The sequence below is a fragment of the Mesorhizobium temperatum genome, from assembly GCF_002284575.1.
Classification (GTDB): domain Bacteria; phylum Pseudomonadota; class Alphaproteobacteria; order Rhizobiales; family Rhizobiaceae; genus Mesorhizobium; species Mesorhizobium temperatum.
The window spans coordinates 268,277-289,527 of sequence record NZ_NPKJ01000048.1 but is presented as its reverse complement, the minus strand read 5'-3'; the positions used below and the strand labels follow the sequence as shown (position 1 = coordinate 289,527).

General features: G+C 63.0%; 18 protein-coding genes and 1 pseudogene. 12 read left to right on the top strand and 7 right to left on the bottom strand.

Going from position 1 to position 21,251, the window contains the following annotated elements; genetic code table 11:
* Nucleotides 1-232: 232 nt before the first annotated feature.
* Nucleotides 233-706 carry a VOC family protein gene (locus CIT26_RS17360; protein WP_095493704.1) on the bottom strand — a complete coding sequence of 158 codons (474 nt, stop codon included), beginning with the start codon at nt 704-706 and terminating at the stop codon, nt 233-235.
* A 253-nt stretch (nt 707-959) separates the two neighbouring features.
* Between CIT26_RS17360 and ilvD the strand changes: the two genes are divergently transcribed.
* From ilvD to CIT26_RS17340, 4 genes are all read left to right on the top strand, one after another.
* Entirely contained in the window at nt 960-2,804 is a 1,845-nt protein-coding gene (gene ilvD / locus CIT26_RS17355) for a dihydroxy-acid dehydratase (RefSeq protein ID WP_095493703.1), read from the top strand.
* Between the two features lie 194 nt (nt 2,805-2,998).
* Nucleotides 2,999-4,285, top strand: coding sequence for an amidohydrolase family protein (locus tag CIT26_RS17350; RefSeq protein ID WP_095493726.1), 1,287 nt, complete (start codon nt 2,999-3,001; stop codon nt 4,283-4,285).
* Nucleotides 4,286-4,406: 121 nt separating this feature from the next.
* Complete coding sequence (locus CIT26_RS17345; protein ID WP_095493702.1) at nt 4,407-4,661, top strand: hypothetical protein; 255 nt, start codon at nt 4,407-4,409, stop codon at nt 4,659-4,661.
* Nucleotides 4,662-4,801: 140 nt separating this feature from the next.
* Nucleotides 4,802-5,722 (top strand): DMT family transporter, encoded by a 921-nt coding sequence (locus tag CIT26_RS17340; protein WP_095493701.1) that lies wholly within the window; start codon nt 4,802-4,804, stop codon nt 5,720-5,722.
* Nucleotides 5,723-5,764: 42 nt separating this feature from the next.
* On the opposite strand, the pseudogene CIT26_RS17335 reads toward CIT26_RS17340, so the two are convergent.
* The 4 genes and pseudogenes from CIT26_RS17335 to CIT26_RS17320 form a co-directional block, all read right to left on the bottom strand.
* Nucleotides 5,765-6,067, bottom strand: a pseudogene (locus tag CIT26_RS17335) (phosphotransferase family protein); the annotation flags it as partial.
* Nucleotides 6,068-6,317: 250 nt separating this feature from the next.
* Nucleotides 6,318-7,313, bottom strand: a complete 996-nt coding sequence (locus CIT26_RS17330; RefSeq protein WP_095493700.1) for a class I SAM-dependent methyltransferase — start codon at nt 7,311-7,313, stop codon at nt 6,318-6,320.
* A 272-nt stretch (nt 7,314-7,585) separates the two neighbouring features.
* A complete protein-coding gene (locus tag CIT26_RS17325; protein WP_095493699.1) occupies nt 7,586-8,044 on the bottom strand; it encodes a hypothetical protein in 459 nt (152 codons plus the stop codon).
* Between the two features lie 22 nt (nt 8,045-8,066).
* Nucleotides 8,067-8,969 (bottom strand): phosphotransferase family protein, encoded by a 903-nt coding sequence (locus CIT26_RS17320; protein ID WP_095493698.1) that lies wholly within the window; start codon nt 8,967-8,969, stop codon nt 8,067-8,069.
* Between the two features lie 157 nt (nt 8,970-9,126).
* On the opposite strand from CIT26_RS17320, the gene CIT26_RS17315 reads away from it, so the two are divergent.
* Nucleotides 9,127-9,759: a class I SAM-dependent DNA methyltransferase gene (locus CIT26_RS17315; RefSeq protein ID WP_095493697.1), complete on the top strand. Its 633-nt coding sequence runs from the start codon at nt 9,127-9,129 to the stop codon at nt 9,757-9,759.
* A 1-nt stretch (nt 9,760) separates the two neighbouring features.
* Here the strand turns inward: CIT26_RS17315 and CIT26_RS17310 are convergent, their stop codons facing one another.
* Nucleotides 9,761-12,214, bottom strand: a complete 2,454-nt coding sequence (locus CIT26_RS17310) for a GcvT family protein (RefSeq protein WP_095493696.1) — start codon at nt 12,212-12,214, stop codon at nt 9,761-9,763.
* Nucleotides 12,211-13,095, bottom strand: coding sequence for a phosphotransferase family protein (locus CIT26_RS17305; protein ID WP_095493695.1), 885 nt, complete (start codon nt 13,093-13,095; stop codon nt 12,211-12,213). Before CIT26_RS17305 ends, CIT26_RS17310 begins: the two co-directional genes overlap by 4 nt.
* A 426-nt stretch (nt 13,096-13,521) precedes the next feature.
* Between CIT26_RS17305 and CIT26_RS17300 the strand changes: the two genes are divergently transcribed.
* From CIT26_RS17300 to CIT26_RS17270, 7 genes are all read left to right on the top strand, one after another.
* Nucleotides 13,522-14,295, top strand: a complete 774-nt coding sequence (locus CIT26_RS17300) for a DeoR/GlpR family DNA-binding transcription regulator (protein WP_095493694.1) — start codon at nt 13,522-13,524, stop codon at nt 14,293-14,295.
* A 76-nt stretch (nt 14,296-14,371) separates the two neighbouring features.
* Nucleotides 14,372-15,298, top strand: coding sequence for a LysR family transcriptional regulator (locus CIT26_RS17295; protein ID WP_095493693.1), 927 nt, complete (start codon nt 14,372-14,374; stop codon nt 15,296-15,298).
* A 125-nt stretch (nt 15,299-15,423) separates the two neighbouring features.
* On the top strand, nt 15,424-16,575 hold the full coding sequence (locus tag CIT26_RS17290; RefSeq protein ID WP_095493692.1) for an ABC transporter substrate-binding protein: 1,152 nt from the start codon (nt 15,424-15,426) through the stop codon (nt 16,573-16,575).
* A gap of 213 nt (nt 16,576-16,788) precedes the next feature.
* The gene (locus CIT26_RS17285; RefSeq protein WP_095493691.1) at nt 16,789-17,787 is read left to right on the top strand and encodes an ABC transporter ATP-binding protein; all 999 of its coding nucleotides are present in this window, start codon (nt 16,789-16,791) and stop codon (nt 17,785-17,787) included.
* Nucleotides 17,788-17,911: 124 nt separating this feature from the next.
* Nucleotides 17,912-18,877 (top strand): ABC transporter permease, encoded by a 966-nt coding sequence (locus tag CIT26_RS17280; protein WP_095493690.1) that lies wholly within the window; start codon nt 17,912-17,914, stop codon nt 18,875-18,877.
* The gene (locus tag CIT26_RS17275) at nt 18,867-19,682 is read left to right on the top strand and encodes an ABC transporter permease (RefSeq protein WP_095493689.1); all 816 of its coding nucleotides are present in this window, start codon (nt 18,867-18,869) and stop codon (nt 19,680-19,682) included. The genes CIT26_RS17280 and CIT26_RS17275 overlap by 11 nt, the downstream gene beginning before the upstream one ends.
* 29 nt (nt 19,683-19,711) lie before the next feature.
* Nucleotides 19,712-21,139 (top strand): gamma-aminobutyraldehyde dehydrogenase, encoded by a 1,428-nt coding sequence (locus CIT26_RS17270; RefSeq protein ID WP_095493688.1) that lies wholly within the window; start codon nt 19,712-19,714, stop codon nt 21,137-21,139.
* Nucleotides 21,140-21,251: the final 112 nt, after the last annotated feature.

Here is a 21,251-nt window from a genome sequence, read left to right as displayed (position 1 = left end):
GCTTCCACGCCATCGCCGAGGGCTTCGCTCTTGCAAATCCAAACTAAACCACTCGAAGCAAATATGTGCGCACGCTAGCCCTTGTGGGAGAAGGTGTCGCCGAAGGCGACGGATGAGGGGTGTTCCAGGGAACACCGACGCCTCATTCTGTCCAACACCCCTCAACCGTCTCGGCGCTGCGCGCCGATTCACCTTCTCCCACAAGGGGAGAAGGCAAGATCGGACGGCTCACTCACCCCCTGGCTGCCTCTTCGATCTTGGCGATGTCGATCTTGGTCATTTGCATCATCGCCTGCATGACACGGCCGGCCTTTTCCGTGTCGGGGTCCTGCAGCAGCCTCGGCAATTGCTCCGGCACGACTTGCCAGGAGACGCCGAATTTGTCCTTCAGCCAGCTGCACTGGCTGGGCTCGCCACCGCCCTCGATGAGCCTGTCCCAGAAATAGTCGACCTCCTCCTGCGTCTTGCAGTCGATGGAGAGCGAGACTGCCTCGGTGAACTTGAATTGCGGCCCGCCGTTGAGCGCCTGGAACTGCACGCCGTCGAGCTCGAAATAGGTCACCAGCACCTTGCCCTCATTATCGCCGCTGCCCTTGGGCCAGCGCATTACGCTCAGCACCTTCGAGTTCTTGAAGATGGAGATGTAGTGGTTCATGGCCTCCTCGGCCTGGTCGTTGAACCACAGGCAGGGGGTGATCTTTTGCATTTGCTTGCTCCTCGGGCTGTTTTCGGTTGCTATCACGGTGAAACGGCTGGCTCAGAGAATGCTGCCATCCTCTTGCCGTTTGCCCAAGGACGGCTGCTCGGCGCGCAATCCGACAGTGGCATCGAAATTTTCGAAAGAATCTGGCGCGGCGCAAAATTGTGGCCAGACCAGGCGTCGGCGTCTATAACGCCTGCGGTCGAATTCAGCGCCGCCGCGCTCCCATCGAGCGCCGCCGGCCAGTCAAGGAAAATTCATGCCTGCCTATCGCTCCCGCACCACCACCCATGGCCGCAACATGGCCGGCGCCCGCGGCCTGTGGCGCGCCACCGGCATGAAGGATTCCGATTTCGGCAAGCCGATCATCGCTGTCGTCAATTCCTTCACCCAGTTCGTTCCGGGCCACGTCCATCTCAAGGATCTCGGCCAGTTGGTCGCCCGCGAGATCGAGAAGGCCGGCGGCGTGGCCAAGGAGTTCAACACCATCGCTGTCGACGACGGCATCGCCATGGGTCATGACGGCATGCTCTATTCGCTGCCTTCGCGCGAGCTGATCGCCGACTCGGTCGAGTATATGGTCAACGCCCACTGCGCCGACGCCATGGTCTGCATCTCCAATTGCGACAAGATCACGCCGGGCATGCTGATGGCGTCGCTGCGCCTCAACATCCCGACAGTCTTCGTCTCCGGCGGGCCGATGGAAGCCGGCAAAGTGGTGCTCGCCGGCAAGACGCAGGCGCTCGATCTGGTCGACGCTATGGTCGCTGCCGCTGACGACAAGATCTCTGACGAGGACGTCAAGACCATCGAGCGCTCGGCTTGCCCGACCTGCGGCTCCTGCTCGGGCATGTTCACCGCCAATTCGATGAATTGCCTGACTGAGGCGCTTGGCCTTTCGCTGCCCGGCAACGGTTCGACGCTGGCCACCCATGCCGACCGCAAGCGGCTGTTCGTGGAGGCCGGCCATCTGATCGTCGATCTCGCCCAGCGCTACTACGAGCAGGACGACGACACGGCGCTGCCGCGCAGCATCGCCTCGAAGGGCGCTTTCGAGAACGCCATGACGCTCGACATTGCCATGGGCGGCTCGACCAACACCGTGCTGCACATCCTGGCTGCCGCGCATGAGGGCGAGGTCGATTTCACCATGGAGGACATCGACCGGCTGTCGCGGCGGGTTCCGGTGCTGTGCAAGGTGGCGCCGGCCAAGGCGGATGTGCACATGGAGGACGTCCACCGCGCCGGCGGCATCATGGCGATCCTCGGTCAGCTCGACAACGCCGGACTGATCAACCGCGACCTGCCGACCGTGCACACCGCAAGTCTCGGCGAAGCGCTCGACCATTGGGATATCTCGCGCACTTCAAGCCAGAACGTTCGCGACTTCTTTCTGGCGGCCCCAGGCGGCGTGCCGACGCAGGTTGCCTTCAGCCAGGATCGCCGCTGGGACGAACTCGATCTCGACCGGGAGAAGGGTGTCATCCGCTCGGCCCAATATCCTTTTTCCAAGGACGGTGGCCTTGCCGTGCTGAAGGGCAACCTTGCGCTCGACGGCTGCATCGTGAAGACCGCGGGCGTCGATGAATCGATCCTGAAATTCACCGGCCCGGCCAGGGTGTTCGAAAGCCAGGACGCCAGCGTCAAGGCGATCCTGTCCAACGAGATCAAGGCCGGCGATGTCGTCGTCATCCGCTACGAAGGGCCGCGCGGCGGCCCCGGCATGCAGGAAATGCTCTATCCGACCAGCTACCTCAAGTCGAAGGGCCTCGGCAAAGCCTGCGCGCTGGTCACTGATGGCCGCTTTTCCGGCGGCACTTCGGGCCTGTCGATCGGCCATGCTTCTCCCGAGGCGGCGGAAGGCGGGCTGATCGGGCTGGTGCATGAGGGCGACACGATCGAGATCGATATCCCGAACCGCACCATCCGGCTTGCCGTCGACGATGCGGAACTGGCCGCCCGCCGCGCCGCGATGGAGGCAAAGGGAGCTGCCGCCTGGAAGCCAGAGGAAAAGCGCAAGCGCAAGGTGACGATGGCCTTGCGCGCCTACGCCTCGATGGCGACCAGTGCTGCAAAGGGTGCGGTAAGGTATGTGCCGGAATAGAGGCTTCTCCTTCTCCCCTTGTGGGAGAAGGTGGATTGGCGCGCAGCGCCAAGACGGTTGAGGGGTGCTGGACGGAGTGCCGCCGGTGCCAAGCTGGAGCCCTCATCCGGCCGCTTCGCGGCCACCTTCTCCCACAGGGGGAGAAGGGAGAGCCACGGCTGAAGGTTCCGGCTTTTTTGAACGAGGTGGCGATGATGACTTTTGACCTTATCGTCCGCGGCGGCATACTGCCCGATGGCACGATCGCCGATATCGGCATCATCGGCGAGACGATCGCGGCCATCGAGCCGCAGCTGAACGTTAGCGCGGGCACGGCGATCGACGCCCATGGCAATCTGATCTCGCCGCCTTTCGTCGATCCGCATTTTCACATGGACGCCACGCTCTCCCTGGGCATCCCGCGCATCAACGCGTCGGGCACGCTTCTGGAAGGCATTTCGCTGTGGGGCGAGCTGAAGCCGCTGTTGACGCACGAAGCAGTGCGCGAGCGTGCGCTCGCCTATTGCGACTGGGCGGTGTCCATGGGCCTGCTCGCCATCCGCACCCATGTCGATGTCTGCGATACCAGGTTGCTGGCGGTCGAAGCCCTGCTCGATGTGAAGAAGACGGTCGCGCCCTATATCGACCTGCAACTGGTCGCCTTCCCGCAGGATGGGTTTTATCGCTCGCCGACGGCGCGCGATAACACCATCCGGGCGCTCGACATGGGTGTAGACATCGTCGGCGGCATTCCGCATTTCGAGCGCACCATGGCCGACGGCACGCGTTCGGTGACGGAACTTTGCGAAATCGCGGCAAAGCGCGGCCTCATGGTCGACCTGCATTGCGACGAGACCGATGATCCTCTGTCGCGCCATATCGAACAGCTAGCCTATGAGACGCAACGCCTCGGCCTGCAGGGCAGGGTCGCCGGCTCGCATCTTACTTCGATGCACTCGATGGACAATTACTATGTCTCGAAGCTGTTGCCGCTGATCGCCGAGGCAGGTATCTCGGCGATCCCCAATCCGCTGATCAACATCATGCTGCAGGGCCGGCACGACACATACCCCAAACGCCGCGGCCTGACGCGGGTCAAGGAAATGCTTGCCCACGGCATCCGCGTCGGCTGGGGCCAGGATTGCGTGCTCGACCCCTGGTATTCGCTGGGCACCGCCGACATGCTCGACGTCGCCTTCATGGGCCTTCACGTCGCCCAGATGTCGAGCCCGGCCGACATGGCGCGCTGCTTCGATATGGTCACGAACGTCAACGCCGCCATCATGGGCCTCGACCATCTCGGCCTGGCGGTCGGCAAGCGCGCCAGCCTCGTCGTGCTCGATGCCGGCGATCCGGTCGAGGCCTTGCGCCTGCGCCCCGAGCGCCTCTGCGTCATCGCCAGGGGCAAGGTGGTGGCCGAGCGGGCCAGGCAGGAAACGCGGCTTTCGATCGCGGGACGGCCGGCAACAGTGAACCGCAGGCATCGCCCGCCCACTTCATGACCAATAATTGGCAGGGCAATAAGACGTTGGACCTGCATCAGGCCGCACACGTCGATCAGATTGATAGGTCCTGATCTTAAGTTTTACAGTCAGTCTCCAGTTTTATGTCGAGGAGGACACGATGTGGCACAAGGCGGCGATGGTGGTCGCGTTGGCGGCGACCTGTTCAGGCTGCATGACGGCCGAAGACCGTCGTGCCGCAGACGAGGCGAAATGCCGGTCCTACGGCTTCGTCAGGAAGAATGATGCCTTCGCCGAATGTCTGCAGCGCATCGACCTCGCGCGCCGCGCTGAGCTGAGAAGTGCGTCGGTTTTCGATCCCTGGGACCGGCCGGTGATCTATCGTCCGGTCATCATTCGGTCACGGCCAAAGTAAGCCGTTCCGATCTTCCGTACAGGCCCAGCCGATTTCCGGCCCCTGGTCTGGCCGGCTTCACGTTTTCCGCTCGTCAAAGCGGCTGCTTGCGTCTACGACGCTGCTTACCGAGCTTTCATGCGGGAGGAAGCGACATCGGCATGGCACAGCCACCAGCCCAGAATTCGACGATCAGGAACGTGCTTTTGGCCGGCATTCTGCTGATGCTGGCCGGCGATTTCCTGTTTGCGTTGAACGATGCGATGGGCAAATGGCTGGTCGCCAGCTTTTCCGTCGGCCAGGTCGTGCTGATCCGTTCCATCGGCGCCTTTTTCGTGCTCGGCCCGATGATCGCGCGTCAAGGTGCGGCCAATCTGTTCCGCATGGAGCGCCTGGAACTGCAGGTCTTGCGCGTCGTCATGACCACGCTCGACACCGCGCTGTTCTATGCCGCCGTCGTCTACCTGCCGCTCGCCGACGTCATGAGCTTCTACATGGCCGGACCGATCTACGTGGCGGCGCTGTCGCACCTGTTGCTCGGTGAAAAGGTCGGCTGGCGCCGCTGGATGGCGATCCTGGTCGGCTTCTGCGGCGTGCTGATAATGCTCAAACCGTCCTCGGCCGCGTTTTCGCTGTCGTCGACCTTCGCGCTCGCCGGAAGCATTTCATTCGCCTTCGCCATCATCCTCAACCGGCGGTTGCGTGGCACCAGCGACACCTCGTTGGTTACCTGGCAAACTATCGGCACGCTGCTGGTCGGCGGGTTTCTCACCATCGGCAACTGGCAGACGCCGTCCTCGCTCGATTTCGGCGCCATGCTGCTTCTTGGCATTGTCTCCTGCGGCGCGCATCTGATGATCACCAGGGCGCTGAAGCTGGCGCCGGCCTCGACGCTGGCGCCGCTGCATTACAGCCTGCTGCTGTGGGCCGTCATCTTCGGGCTGGCCTTCTTCGGCGACATGCCCGGTCCGCGCATCCTGATCGGCTCGGGCATCATCGTGCTGGCCGGCCTGTTCATCTTCCATCGCCAGAAAGTGGTCGACACGGTGCCGCCGGAAAACGTGCCGAAAGGCGTCAACTAGGGTCCAGATTTCTGGTACCTTAAGGTTCAGATTTTTTGGTACTTAACCCGCGCGCACAGCCGCCAGATGCCTTGAGAAGTCGGTCGTCTCCATCAGCGCCCTGCAGCGCGAAAAGCGACCGTCGGCATAGGCGCGGAAATCGTCGGCCGGATTGCTGTTGGCGAGCTGGATCAGCCCCCACAGCGTCCACAAGAGATCGCACATTGCCTTGTAGATGACGACGCGGCCGCGCTCCGCCGGCGTTGGCTCGCCACCGAAATAGGCGCCCATCATTTCTTCCTCCTGCGCCACGTCGAACTGTCCTTCGACGCTGAGATCGCCGAGATCCCAGAGCGGATCGTTGACACGATAGCCTCTCAGAATGACTATGGCGTACCGAATCACCATACGATAAAGCGCTCTTGCAGGTCACATCCGGAAGCTGGACGGCCCGGGCACAATCCTCTTGATCAGGGCAGCGGGGTGTGGTTCGATGATTTGGGAAGTGGTGGGGTGTCCGCGCATCGACTCCATGGATTTGGACGTGTAATGGCTCTTGGCCGAATGGCATTAAGTTAGGCGTAAGGTGCGTCAACGCCGCCGCCTGTCCGACATTTCATTGGATGATCCTCCTCAGCACTGCCTTCACAGGGCCGGGCAGGAACCTGCTCAATCGCGACCGCAGACCTCTCGACCTTGTGCGCGACACTCCGGGAATGCACGGGAGCGGCTCGATATACTCTGGCCTTTCGGGGCGATCGATCTCGGGCGATGCGTCCGTAATGGGCGAGGAGAGCAGCGGCTGACTCCGCCCTTTGATAGCAACCAGGGTGATGCGATCCCTCCAGACGACATGCCTGTCCCCTTCTGCAGCCAGCGGCCAGTTGGGATTATGATACTCGTAGGGGTTCAAGCACTCGTAGACGGACGTGAAGCCCACGTGTCGGAGTAGGTTGCAGAGCGATGCACGCGTGAAGAGGAAGGCCTTCGGGTTGTCGAGCGAGTTCCAGAGCGCTGCCAGCTTCTCCTCGGAGGTCGCATCAGTATCGTGTTCCTTGCCATACCTGCCCCAGTAGGTCTTCCCCTTCCAAGTGTACGACGCTTCGTCGCTGAGGCTGATATGGGTATCGATTATTGACATCTTTCCGCAAACCTTCGAGATTCTCTCCACGAAGTCCATGACATCCGGAGCATCCAAGTGATAAAGGATCCCCAAACATAGAACAACATCGAAACGACCATGGCGCTCCTCGTCGAGGTTGCGCACGTCATTTAGGGCGAGTTCGAGGTTGTCCAGGGAGAGTACCTCCTTAGCGAAGTGCACCTTCTCAAGGTTCGCCTCCCGACCCTCGATGGCGAGCACGTCGGCCCCATGGAGCGCGAACTCGATCCCGTATTGCCCCTCGAGACACGCCAGATCCAGAACGCGAAGCTTCTCCAACGGCTTCCCCGCAAGATCTGCAGCGATCTGCACGAAGCGCCTCAATCGGGCGTCCCAGTGCGGCTCATCGAACGTGTCAATTTGATCGGCCAGATGGATGGAACCTGCCGTCCAGGGGCCGAACCTTTCGATAATCTTCTGCTTTTTCTCCTTGATTTCGTTTATTTGCATATTGTGCCCTCGTCATAGAAAAACAGTCTCGAACGTGTAGACTCCAGGGGAAACGCTAGACAAGGTTCAGGAAAAGTGAATAGCATGTTATCCTCAGTAACCCTAGAGCGGTTCTCGATCTGACGTACGGACTCAAGCTCAGTGCTTATAGGCATCAGGGCGGGGGGCATCGTGCCGGCGTACCACGTCCTTCAGCGAGAGACGACTTCTAACGGTTGCACACGCGTGATAGAGACCGAGGGCGCCCCGGGGCCGGTGGTGCCTGCCGACGATTACGCCCGTGCCTGCGCCGGCGGTGATGGCGGGGTATGCGCCGCCGTGGCGGTCAGCGCCACGCGGCTTTCGGCCCAGTCTTCCAGGTGCTGTAGCATGCCTTCCAGTTCCCGCTTGAGCTGCGCCATCTCTGTCACGACGGCCTGCACCGCCGCCCGATCTTTGCGTGTGGGCCGGCGGGGGACGCGGGCGTCGGCGGATTGTAGGGTGAAGCCGATCGAAAATAACAGCCGACCGGCGATCTGGCTCAGCCCTTCGGCGTACGCCAACGCCTCCGCACACGTCAGGCGGTCGATCGTGCGCTTGAACTCCGCGCCGGGGACCAGATCAATATACATACTGCAGGCGATCGCGATGAACGCCATCCGCTGGTGCTCGAATTGACTCGGACCGGGAATACGCTCCTCCGGCATGAGCTCGGCCCGTTCAGGCTGGGCGGACGTGCCGAAAGGCGTCAACTAAGGTTCAGATTTCTGGCGCCTAACCCGCGCGCACCGCCGCCAGATGCCTTGTGAAGTCGGCCGTCTCCATCAGCGCCCTGCAGCGTGAAAAGCGACCTTCGGCATAGGCGCGGAAATCGTCGACCGGATTGCTGTTGGCAAGCTGGATCAGCCCCCACAGCGTCCACAAGAGATCGCACATCGCCTTGTAGATGACGATGCGGCCGCGCGCCGCCGGTGTCGGCTCGCCACCGAAATAAGCGCCCATCATCTCTTCCTCCTGCGCCGTATCAAACTGTCCTTCGACGCTGAGGTCGCCGAGATCCCAGAGCGGATCGTTCATGCCGGAATATTCCCAGTCGACGATCCACATCCTGTCGCCCGTATCGAGGAAGTTTTCGCACAGCGGATCGCAGTGGCAGGCGACGAGAGGCAGGGGATGCGCGGCAAGCGCCGAGCGCACGGTTTCCGCCTCGAGCACGACGTCGTGGTAACCGGCAGGCAGGGCGACGTCCTTGGTCGACAACACCTTCAGGTAGTCGTCGATCATCGCAAAAAGCTCGAAGCGGAAGGGAAACACCGCGCCGGATGTATGCAGTCTGCGAAAGGCCTTGCCGGCGCGCGCCGGACTGCCGTGCCGTGTCTTGAATTTTTCCGGCGACATCGTCTCGGCGCCGGCGATAAAGCGCGTCACCATCACGCCTGTCTCGCCGTCGACATGCAGCAGCTCGGGGCTGACGCCGGCCTTGGCGGCTTCCCGTGCCGCCACCGCCTCGTTGGCGCGGTTGATATACTCCTCTGTGCCTTTGCCGGGAATCCGCAGGCAGACATCTCCAGCCCTGAAGACGAGGTTGGTGAGGCCGCCAAGCCGCTCCAGCGGTCCCTCGTAGCCGGCCAGCACCGGAATGGCTGCAAGCGCCGCGCGTGCTTCCTCGTTCACCATCGCTTCCGCCCCTTCACGTCTTTATTTGTGGCGACGACGGTTCCACAAATTTCGCCGTTTGGCTATCATCGGATGGCATGCGATTCACGCCAGCGCCGCGCGGTCCTGTCGGACGCGCAAGGACGTTGCAGCACTTTGCTTTGCAGACGGGACTGTGATGGTGGACAGGAAAAATGAGGGCGCGCTCGCCGCGGCCTATGCAGCGAAGCGGCCTGAAGAAGTGGCGGCGCTCTACGACCGCTGGTCCGACACCTACGACGCCGACATGTCGGCGGCCGGTTATCGCCATCCGACCATCTGCCTTGCCCTGCTTGCCCGCCACCTGCCGCGCGGCGCGGCACCACTCCTCGATGCCGGCGCCGGCACCGGGCTCATCGGCGAGTGGCTGAAGATCGCGGGCTATCCGCAGGTCGAGGCGCTCGACATCTCGGCGGGCATGCTGGCCAAGGCGGAGCGCAAGGGCGTCTATTCGGCGCTTCACTGCCTGGCGCTCGGCGGACCGCTGCCTTTCGCGGATGACGCCTATGCCGGCATCATATCGGCCGGCGTCTTCACCTCGGGCCATGTCGGCGCCGAGGGGCTCGATGAACTGATCCGTATCTGCCGGCCGGGCGGGATAATCGTGCTGACGGTCAAGAACACGCTATGGGACGCCGGCTTTTCCGTACGGATCGCCGACCTCGAGGCGAAGGGCGTCGTTACGCGCGCCGAGGAGACGTCGCCCTATGTCTCCATGCCGGGCGAGGCCGACACCGTGCCCAGCCGCGGCCTCGTTCTGCGCGTGAACTGATCTAGGCTCTGATCCTTGCTCCCGCCGGATCGTAAAGCGGCTCGAGATGGATCTTTGCCGGCGTCCGTTCCATCGCCACCACCAGCTCGTAGTCGCCGGAGGTGAGGAAATCGTCGCTGACGCCATCGGCGTTGCGCACATAGCCGTAGCCGATGTTCTTGCCGACCGTGTAGCCATAGCCGCCGCTGGTCAGGTAGCCGACCGGCTCGTTATTGCGAAGGATCGTTTCGCGCCCGAGCAGCACGATCTCGCAATCGTCGACCGTGAAGCCGGCAAAGCGTTTTTTCAGCGCGGCGCCGCTGATCTCTTCCAGCGCCCGCCGCCCGAGAAAATCGGTATTCTTGCGAAGCTTCACCGCCCAGCCGAGGCCGGCCTCCTGCGGCGTGTCATTGGGCGTGATGTCGGAGCCCCAGGCGCGGTAGCCTTTTTCCAGCCGCAGCGATTCCAGCGCCCGGTAGCCGACCGGGCGGATGCTGTGCTCCTCGCCCGCCGCCATCAGCGCGTCGAAGATTTCGCCCGTCGCCGCGATCGGCACATGCAGCTCCCAGCCGAGCTCGCCGACATAGGTGACGCGCAGCGCCCGAACTGTGTGGCCGGCGATGGAGATTTCCCGCACGTGTCCGAATGGGAAAGCGGTGTTCGACACGTCCGCATCGGTCACCGCAGCCAGCACGTCGCGGGCACGCGGCCCCATCAGCGACAGCGTGCCGAAATCCTCGGTGACATCGGTGAGCGTCACGTCGAGCTCGTTGCCGACATGGTCGCCGATCCACGAGAAGTCATGCGTCCTAAAACCGGTGCCGGTGACGACGTAGAATCGTTCTTCGCCGAGCCGCGCCACGGTCAGGTCGGCTTCGATGCCGCCGCGTGTGTTGAGAAGCTGCGTGTAGGTCAGCCGGCCGACCGGCTTGGCGAAGTCGTTGGCGCAGATCCAGTCGAGCGCCTTCAGCGCATCCGCACCGGTCATTTCGTATTTGGCGAAGGATGACTGGTCGAAGATGCCGACGTGCTCGCGCACGTGCCGGTGCTCGTCGCCGACCGGCGAAAACCAGTTCTGCCGGCCCATCGAATAGATGTCCTTCGGCTCGACGCCTTCGGGCGCAAACCAGTTCGGCCGCTCCCAACCGAGTTTGGAGCCGAACACGGCGCGCTGCTTTTGCAGCCGTTCATAGAGCGGCGACACGATCCGTGGCCGGCCCGTGACATACTCCTCATGCGGGAAGCCGATCGTGTAGTGCTTGCCATAGGCTTCCAGCGTGCGGTCGCGGACCCATAGCCGGTCGCGGTGCAGGTCGGAAAAGCGTCTGATATCGACCACCCACAGATCGAGTGGCGCCTCGCCGTCGACCACCCACTGCGCCAGCACCCAGCCGGCACCGCCGCCCGCCGCGATGCCGAAGGCGTTGAAGCCGGCGCCGACGAACATGTTGGCGCATTCGGGTGCCACGCCGAGAATGAAATTGCCGTCCGGCGTGAAACTCTCCGGCCCGTTGATCATCTGCTTGACGCCGACGGTTTCGAGCGCCGGAACCCGCGCGATCGCCTGGTTCATATGCTGCTCGAAATGATCGTAATCGTCGTCGAACAGCCGGAACTCCCAGTCATCAGGGACATCACCGCCGGGAAGATCGGTCGTCCAGGCTTGCGGGTTCGGCTCATAGCCGCCCATCACCAGCCCGCCGACCTCCTCCTTGAAATAGATGCGCCGGTCGGGGTCGCGGATCGTCGGCGCATCGGTCGCCAACCCGTCGATCTTTTCGGTGATGATGTACTGGTGCTTGACCGGCTGCAGCGGCACATTGATGCCGGCTAGCGTACCCACCTGGCGCGCCCATTGCCCGGCACAGTTCACCACCTTGTCGCAGGCGATATCGCCCTTGTTGGTCTTTACCGCGGTGATGCGGCCATCCTGCATGTCGAAGCCCGTGACGCGGATATCCTCGAACAGCCTGGCACCGCGCATGCGAGCGCCTTTGGCCAGCGACTGCGTGATGTCGGAAGGGCTTGCCTGGCCGTCAGTCGGCAGCCAGCTGGCGCCGACGAGATCGCCGGTCTCCAGCAGCGGCCACATTGTCTTGACCTCGGCCGGTGACAGCAACTGCATATCCATGCCGAAGCTTTTCGCCGTCGTCGCCAGCCTCTTGTACTCGATCCAGCGGTCGGCATTGGTGGCGAGCCTGAGGCACCCGGTCATCTTCCAGCCGGTGGCCAGCCCGGTTTCGGCTTCCAGCCCCTTGTAGAGATCGACCGAATATTTGAGCACGCGGGTGATAGAGGCCGAGGAGCGCAACTGCCCGACCAGCCCTGCCGCATGCCAGGTGGAGCCCGAAGTCAGCTTGCCCTGTTCCAAAAGTACGACATCGGCCTTGTGGTCACGCGCCAGATGATAGGCCGTCGAACAGCCGATGATGCCGCCGCCGATGACGACGATCTCGGCGTGGGCGGGCAATGTCATGATCTCTGTCCGTATTTCGTTCTGTAGTTTTCCAGCGCGGCATCGAGCCGCGTCAGGTTTTCGTCGGTATAGGCGACGTAGTCGATGCCGGGCGCGTCGAGATAAAGTTCGGAAACCATGCTCCACATCGCCTCGCGCAGCAGCGATGCGCATTGCATGGCCGCATGCGAGCGGCGGATCGCCTCGTCCGGCTCCTTCATGAAATAGGCGGTCAGGAAGGCGAATGACTCCTCGTCGTTCATGCTGGCGTTCGAGGCGACGCCGGCAAGGTCGAACATCGCCGTGTTGAAGCCGGCATACTCAAAATCGATCAGCCACAGCCTGTGGCCGTCGTCGAGTATATTAGCCGGCAAAAGGTCATTGTGACCGAAGACGATCGGCAGCAGTTTTTGCGCCCGTTCGAGTTCGTCCGCAAGCGTCAGCAGCCGCGGCAACTCGCTTCGCATGCGGCTGCCGGCTTCCTCCAGCGTGCGCGCATAGTCGCGGATGACATGGAACACCCAGAACATGAAGCCGGCGCCGGAGACATGATTGGGCATCTCCCTATGGAAGCCGCGCATCAGGGCGGCGACGCGGCCGATATTAGCGCGTACGTCTTCCGCAACATAGGTCTTGGCGCCGAGAAATTCCGTCACCAAGATGCCGGGCTCGGAATAATGGACAGCCGGCGCGAAGCCGGCGGCGTGGGCCGCGCGCGCGGTCATCACCTCGCGCTCGCGAAAGACGTGGTGGAACGGAAAGTCTTGGCCGAAGCGGACCACATGCCGTCCGACCGCGTCCTTGACCAGATAATTGGCGTTGCTCAGGCCGCCCGGCAGCGGCGCGATCTCGATGCTGCCGGTCCAGCAGGGCAGGGCGCGGATGCGGTCCTCGGCGGTCACGGGTCCATCTCTCATTGCGCGGGGTTCAAGGCGCCACGGGCGACACAAAGCTGGCGGCCGGTAGGAGGGAGGAATGCGAAGTTCTCGTCGGTGCGGGATCCCGGGATCGGTATCCCGCACCGCACCGACGAGCCCCTGTGCCGGGTTCTTCGACTCCGGCATCCGCCCCCGCGGATTCGAAAAAAACCTTCTCCCCTGCGCCAGACGATTTTTCAACCGTTCGGGCGGGCGAATTTTGGTGCGGCTCTGCCATCGTTCTCCCGTAGCAGTTCCGAGCCTATCACCAAGCTAGTGTCACGCCATGTGATCTGGCTTGTCAACGAAAACTTGTGGCTTTTTGCCCGAAATCACAAGGATTTCTTGTAAGCTGTGGCCGATTTGCCTTAGAAGCGGTCAGTAGCGCAACAAACCGATAGGGTGAGACCGATGCACTCGAAGCGGCATGGCGAAATCCTGCGTCTCCTCCATGAGGAGGGCACCGTCACCATCGCCAGCCTGGCCGACCGGCTGGGCGTCTCGCTGGAGACCGTGCGCCGCGACGTCAAGCCGCTGACCAGTGACGGTTCGATCTTGAAGATGCATGGCGCCGTCGGCCTGCCGTCGATGGCCGGCGAGGCGCCGTTCGAGCGGCGCATGCGCGAGAATGCCGATGCCAAGCGCGCCATCGCCCGCATGGTTGCCGCGACCATCCGCGACGGCGAAGCGATCATGCTCGACACCGGCACCACCACCTCTTTCCTGGCCCGCGAGCTGCTCGGCCACCGGCGGTTGACGGTGGTTACCAACTCCTCCGACATCGCCCGCACGCTGGCTACCGTCAACGGCAACAAGGTCTACATGGCCGGTGGCGAATTGCGCAGCGATTCGGGCGCCGCGTTCGGCGTCTCGGCGATCGAATTCGTCAGCCGCTTTTCCGTCAGCCATGCGGTGATCTCCACCGGTGCGGTCGATGCCGTCACCGGCGTCATGGACTATGATCTGGAAGAGGCGGAATTCGCCCGCATGGTGCTGTCGCGCGGCCAGCGCTCGCTCGTCATCACCGACCACACCAAGTTCGGCCGCCAGGGCCTGGTCCAGGTCTGCGGCTTCGACGGTTTTTCCGAACTTGCCACCGACCGATCGCCGCCGCGCGCCATCGCCGCCGCCCTTGCCCAGGCGGGCGCACGGCTCAGCATTGTCGGCGACGAAAGCGGGATCTGATCTGACCAGAGCAGTAAAGCGGTGGGCCTGAGATCGGCGGCTTTTCTTCCTTACCGTCCCGGTGTTTAGTCCGGTCATGGCCTTCACCATCCGTCAATTGCAGTACTTCATCGCCGTCGCCGAACAAGGCACGGTGTCGGGCGCCGCGCAGAATCTGTCCATCTCGCAATCGTCGGTCACCGAGGCGATCAAGGAGCTCGAAGGCGATCTCGGCGTCGAATTGTTCGAGCGCCATCCGCGCGGCCTCAACATCACCCACAAGGGCCATCAGTTCCTGCGCCACGCGACAAAGATCCTTGCCGACGTTTCCGATGCGCGCCGCGCCTTCTTCGGCGAGCAAGCGGCGGCGGGCGGCCGGCTGCAGCTCGGTGTTACCTCGCTGGTCGCCGGCTATGTGCTATCCGACCTTCTCGCCCGCTATCGCCGCGCCTATCCGGGCGTCGAGATCTCGGCCATCGAGGACAATGGCGATTACCTCGAACATCTGCTGATCGGCGGCAAGCTCGACATCGCCGTCATGGTCACCTCGAACCTGCGCGACCGCACCGCTCTGCAGTCCGAAATTCTCGAAGTCTCGGCCTACCGGCTGTGGTTGCCGCTCGGCCATCCGCTGTCCGGCGCCGACATCATCGGTATTGGCGACATCGCCTCGGAGCCGCTGATCATGCTGACCGTCGACGAGATCGAAGAGAATACCGGAAAACTGCTGGCGGCGATCGGCGCCAAGCCGCATGTCGCGTTCCGCACCCGCTCGGTCGAAGCGGTGCGCAGCCTCGTCGCTACCGGCGCCGGCGTGGCGCTGCTGCCCGACCTCGTTTATCGGCCATGGTCGCTGGAAGGCGACCGCATCGAATCGCGCGATATTTCGGGCTCGTTGCCGGTTGTCCAGGTCGGCACAGTCTGGCGGCGCGGCTCCGGCCTGCCGCAGGCCGCGCGCGACTTCATCGGGCTTGCCCAGTCGCAGCGCATGGTCCGCCAGCGGCCGGAGAAGATCGGTCGTTAGTCTATCGGAAAAACCGATATCGCCTTTCTGATAAATGAATTTGCGAAACCGGAAATTTCACAGCACTTTGACAATCAGGGACCAAGCCGCCGCGAGAGTGCGGCCCCTCAGATGGGAGATCGACGATGAACTCATTCCTGAAGTCGTGCACTGCATTAACGGTCGCGCTGGCCTTCTCCGGCCAGGCGATCGCCCAGGTTAAGGAACTCGGCAAGGGCGAAGGCCAGGTCAACATTGTCGCCTGGCCCGGTTACATCGAACGCGGCGAAACCGACAAGAACTACGATTGGGTCACGTCTTTCGAGAAGAACACAGGCTGCAAAGTCAACATCAAGACCGCCAACACCTCGGACGAGATGGTCGCGCTGATGAACGAGGGCGGCTTCGACCTCGTTACCGCCTCGGGCGACGCTTCGCTGCGCCTCGTCGCCGGCAAGCGGGTCCAGCCGATCAACACCGATCTCATCCCGAGCTGGAACACGGTCGACGACCGGCTGAAGGATGCGCCGTGGTTCACGGTTGGCGGCGTCCACTACGGCGCTCCCTACCAGTGGGGGCCGAATGTGCTGATGTACAACACCGAGGTGTTCAAGGAAGCGCCGAAGAGCTGGAACGTCGTCTTCGAGGAGATGACCTTGCCCGACGGCAAGTCGAACAAAGGCCGCGTCCAGGCTTATGACGGGCCGATCCACATCGCCGATGCCGCCAACTATCTGATGATTCACAAGCCGGAGCTCGGCATCAAAGATCCCTACGAGTTGACCGAAGACCAGTACAAGGCCGCCCTCGATCTGCTGCGCGTCCAGCGCACGCTGGTCGGACGCTACTGGCATGACGCTGCCATCCAGGTCGATGACTTCCAGAACGAAGGCGTTGTCGCCTCCGGTTCATGGCCCTACCAGGTCAACACGCTGGTTGCCGCCAAGAAGCCGGTCGCATCGACCATTCCCCAGGAAGGCGTCACCGGCTGGGCCGACACGACCATGCTGGCGGCCGACGCAGCCCACCCGAACTGCGCCTATATGTGGATGGAGCACTCGCTGTCGCCGAAAGTGCAGGGCGATGTCTCCGCCTGGTTCGGTTCGCTTCCGGTGGTGCCGGCTGCCTGCAAAGGCAACGATTTGCTCGGCGACGAAGGCTGCAAGACCAACGGCTACGACAATTTCGAAAAGATCAAGTTCTGGAAGACGCCGGTGTCGAAGTGCGCCACCCAGGACCAGTGCGTGCCTTACTATCGCTGGGTGTCGGACTATATCGGCGTCATCGGCGGGCGGTGAGTTCCCTTACCCTCTCCCTTGTGGGGAGGGTCGACGCGCAGCGTCGGGGTGGGGTCCGCTCGGCAGTTCCTGCCAAATGACCCCCACCCGCGGCTTCGCCGCGACCTCCCCACAAGGGGGAGGTAGGGTGCCGCGCAGTTCGCTGGCCCCGCCCGCTATCCGTGGCGGCGCCGGCGATGTCAACACATCAAACCGGCAACAGACTGACAGCCCATGACATCAGCCGTTTCCTTCCAAAAAGTCTCGCGCCATTTCGGCAGCGTGCGCGCCGTCGATATGGTCGATCTCGACATCGTGCCGGGCGAGTTCTTTGCCATGCTCGGACCTTCCGGTTCCGGCAAGACGACCTGCCTGCGTCTGATCGCCGGCTTCGAGCAGCCGACATCGGGCTCGATCTCCATTTTCGGCGAACGCGCCGAAGGCGTTCCGCCCTATCGCCGCAACGTCAACACCGTCTTTCAGGACTACGCGCTGTTTCCGCATCTGAACGTGCTCGACAATGTCGCCTATGGGCTGATGGTCAAGGGTGTCGGCAAGCTCGAGCGGCAGAAAGCGGCCGAGGAGGCATTGTCGCTGGTGCGGCTTCCGGGCTACGGCGCCCGCCGTCCCGGCCAGCTTTCCGGCGGTCAGCGCCAGCGCGTCGCGCTCGCCCGCGCCCTGGTCAACCAGCCCAAGGTGCTTTTGCTCGACGAGCCGCTTGGCGCGCTCGACCTCAAGCTGCGCGAGAACATGCAGGAGGAGCTGAAGTCGCTGCAGAAGGCGCTCGGCATCACCTTCGTCTTCGTCACCCACGACCAGGGCGAGGCCCTTTCGATGGCCGATCGCGTCGCCGTCTTCAACGACGGCAGGATCATGCAGATCGGCACGCCGGAGGACATCTACCAGCGCCCGAAGACGCGCTTCGTTGCCGATTTCGTCGGCTCGTCCAATGTGCTGCCGCCGGACTTCGTCCAGCGTTATTCCGGCCAGCATCGCTGGGGCAGCCTGCGCCCTGAATCCATTCGCATCGGCCGGGCGGCCAAGGGCGACGGCGTTGCCGCTCGTCTCGTCTCGACCAATTATCTCGGCGCTACGACAAGACTGGCGCTCGACGCCGACGGGTTGAGATTGCATGCGATCGTGCCGGCCGGTGCGAAATTGCCCAGGGAAGGCGAGGCGGTCATGCTCACCTTCAACCGCGAGCATTTGCATTTGATGGACGAGCCGGCATGATGGCGGTGAGGAAAGTCTTGGCTGACAGGCCAAGTGCGGCGCTTCACGGCGCCCCCCTCTGTCCTGCCGGACTGTCCGGCAGGACAGAGGGGGGCGCGAAGGAACGCGGCCGGTCGAAGAAACCATGACTCTGACTGCGACCCAGGCAAAACCTGCCCCAGCCCTCCTTCCCCGCGCCGGCGGCCTGCGCGGCGCCCTGTCGGACCTGTTCTGGCGCAAGCCGAAGCTGCTGCTGCTGTTGATGCTGCTGCCGCCGGTGCTGTGGCTCGGCATCGTCTATATCGGTTCGCTGTTCGCGCTGCTCTTGCAGAGTTTTTTCTCCATCGACGAATTCTCCGGCCTCATAAACCGGCAGTTCACGCTGAAGACCTATGGCGACCTGCTGCAGGCCGCCAATCTCGACATCATCCTGCGCACGGTGACGATGGCGGCCCTGGTCACGCTCGCCTCCGCGATCATCGCCTTCCCCATCGCCTATTACGCGGCGCGCTATGCGCGCGGCCGCTGGAAGGCGCTGTTCTATCTCGGCATCATGCTGCCGCTGTGGTCGAGCTATCTGGTCAAGATCTACGCCTGGAAGCTCATCCTCGCCAAGGAAGGCATTCTGACCTGGCTGCTCGCCAAGCTGCATCTTCTATGGCTGCTCGATGGCTGGCTGTCGCTGCCGATCGTCGGCGGCAATTCTCTGTCGGTGTCACCAACCGGCACCTTCATCGTCTTCGTCTATGTCTGGCTGCCCTTCATGATCCTGCCGGTGCAGGCGGCACTCGAGCGCGTGCCCGGCAATCTGGTCGAGGCCTCGTCGGACCTTGGCGCTTCGCCCGGCCAGACCTTCCGCAACGTGCTGTTCCCGCTGGCGCTGCCTGGCATCGTCGCCGGCTCGATCTTCACCTTCTCGCTGACGCTCGGCGATTACATCATCCCGCAGATCATCGGCACCTCGCGGCTGTTCATCGGCCAGGCCGTCTACTCGCAGCAAGGCACCGCCGGCAATATTCCGCTCGCCGCCGCCTTCACCGTGGTGCCCATCGTCATCATGGGCTTCTACCTCTGGGGCGCCAAGCGCATGGGGGCTTTCGATGCGCTCTGATGGCTCACCATCCGCTCCTCTCGGCCTAAAGATCGCCGCTGCCTGCGGTTTGCTGTTCCTGCATCTGCCGATCCTCCTGATCTTTATCTATGCCTTCACGACCGAGGAAAAGAGCTTCGTCTGGCCGCCGCCGGGACTGACGACGCAGTGGTTCGCCGTCACCTGGAACCGCCCGGACGTGTGGCAAGCGCTGTCGCTGTCGGTGCGGGTCGCCGCCATCTCGACCCTCGTCGCCCTGGTCCTCGGCACGCTCTGCGCGGCCGCCGTTTCGCGAACACAGTTCTTTGGCCGCGAAACCATCTCGCTGCTGGTCATCCTGCCGATCGCGCTGCCCGGCATCATCACCGGCATCGCGCTGCGTTCGGCCTTTTCGCTGGCCGAGATTCCATTCTCGTTCTGGACGATCGTGCTCGGCCACGCCACCTTCTGCGTTGTCGTTGTCTATAACAACGCCGTCGCCCGCTTTCGCCGCACCTCCGGCTCGATGATCGAGGCATCGATGGACCTTGGCGCCGACGGCTTCCAGACCTTTCGCTATGTCGTGCTGCCCAACATCGCCACCGCTCTGCTCGCCGGCGGCATGCTCGCCTTTGCCCTGTCGTTCGACGAGGTCATCGTCACCACCTTCACCGCCGGCCAGCAGCAGACGCTGCCGATCTGGATGCTGGAGGAACTGATCCGTCCGCGCCAGCGCCCGGTCACCAATGTCGTGGCCATGGTCGTCGTGCTGGTGACGCTGCTGCCCATCCTTCTTGCTTACTACCTGACCCGCGACGGCGACCAGATCGCCGGTTCGGGCAAATGACGTCAAGCATCCATAAGGGAGAGACTTCCATGGACACAAAGATGCTGATCGGCTCGAAATTCGAGAAGGGCACCGAAACCGAGGAGCCAATCCTCAATCCCAAGACCGGGGCGACCATCCTCAACCTGCCTGAAGCCAGCCAGGCGCAGATCGAGGCGGCGGTGCTGGCGGCCGAAAAGGCTTTCGTCACCTGGTCGCGCACGACGCCGGCGCAGCGCTCCGGTTATCTCCTGAAGATCGCCGATCGCATCGAGGCCGGCGCGAAGGATTTCGCAGCACTCGAGGCGCTCAATTGCGGCAAGCCGATCAATGCCGTGCTCAACGACGAAATCCCGGCAATCGTCGACTGCTACCGCTTCTTTGCCGGCGCTGTCCGCTCGATGCCCGGCCAGGTCGCTGGCGAATACATTCCCGGCCACACTTCGATGGTCCGCCGCGACGCAATCGGCGTCGTCGCTTCGATTGCGCCGTGGAACTATCCGTTGATGATGATGGCCTGGAAGCTGGCGCCGGCGATTGCCGGCGGCAATACCGTCGTCTTCAAGCCGTCCGAGCAGACGCCGCTGACCGCATTGAAGCTGGCCAAGATCCTCGCCGACATCCTGCCGGAAGGCGTCGTCAACGTCGTGCTCGGCAGAGGCGACAGTGTCGGCAACACGCTGATCAACCACCCGAAAATCAACATGATCTCGATCACCGGCGACGTCGCTACCGGCAAGAAGGTGCTGCAGGCCGCCGCCAAATCGGTCAAGCGCACGCATCTGGAACTCGGCGGCAAGGCGCCGGTCATCGTCTTCGACGACGCCGATCTCGACGCGGTGGTCAATGGCCTGCGCGCCTTCGGCTACTACAATGCCGGCCAGGACTGCACCGCCGCCTGCCGCATCTATGCCGGCAGGAAGATCTACGACAAGCTCGTCGCCGACCTTTCCTCGGCCGTCTCGACCATCAAGTACAACCGCCCCGACGACACCGAGAACGAGATCGGGCCGCTCATCTCACGCCGCCAGCGCGACCGCGTTTCGAGCTTCGTCGAACGCGCCTCGGAGCTGAAGCACATCGAGATCACCACCGGCGGCAAGCCGGGCGAAGGCTCCGGCTTCTTCTACCAGCCGACCGTCGTCGCCGGCGCGCTGCAGGAAGACGAGATCGTGCGCCGCGAAGTATTCGGCCCGGTTGTCTCCGTCACTCGTTTTTCCGAGGTCGACGAGGCGGTGAACTGGGCCAATGACAGCGACTACGGCTTGGCATCGTCGGTATGGACGAAGGACGTTTCGCGCGCCATGGCGACAGCAGCCCGGCTGCAATATGGCTGCACCTGGATCAACACCCACTTCATGCTGACCAATGAGATGCCGCATGGTGGGCTGAAACAGTCCGGCTATGGCAAGGACATGTCGCTTTATGCGCTGGAGGATTATACCGCTGTCCGCCATGTGATGGTGGCGCACGGATAGTGCCTTTTCCTTCTCCCCGTTGACGGCCCGTTGACGGGGAGAAGGTGGCCCGAAGGGCCGGATGAGGGGCAGCACAAGTCTTGCTCAGCTGGTTCCGCCCCTCATCTGCCTG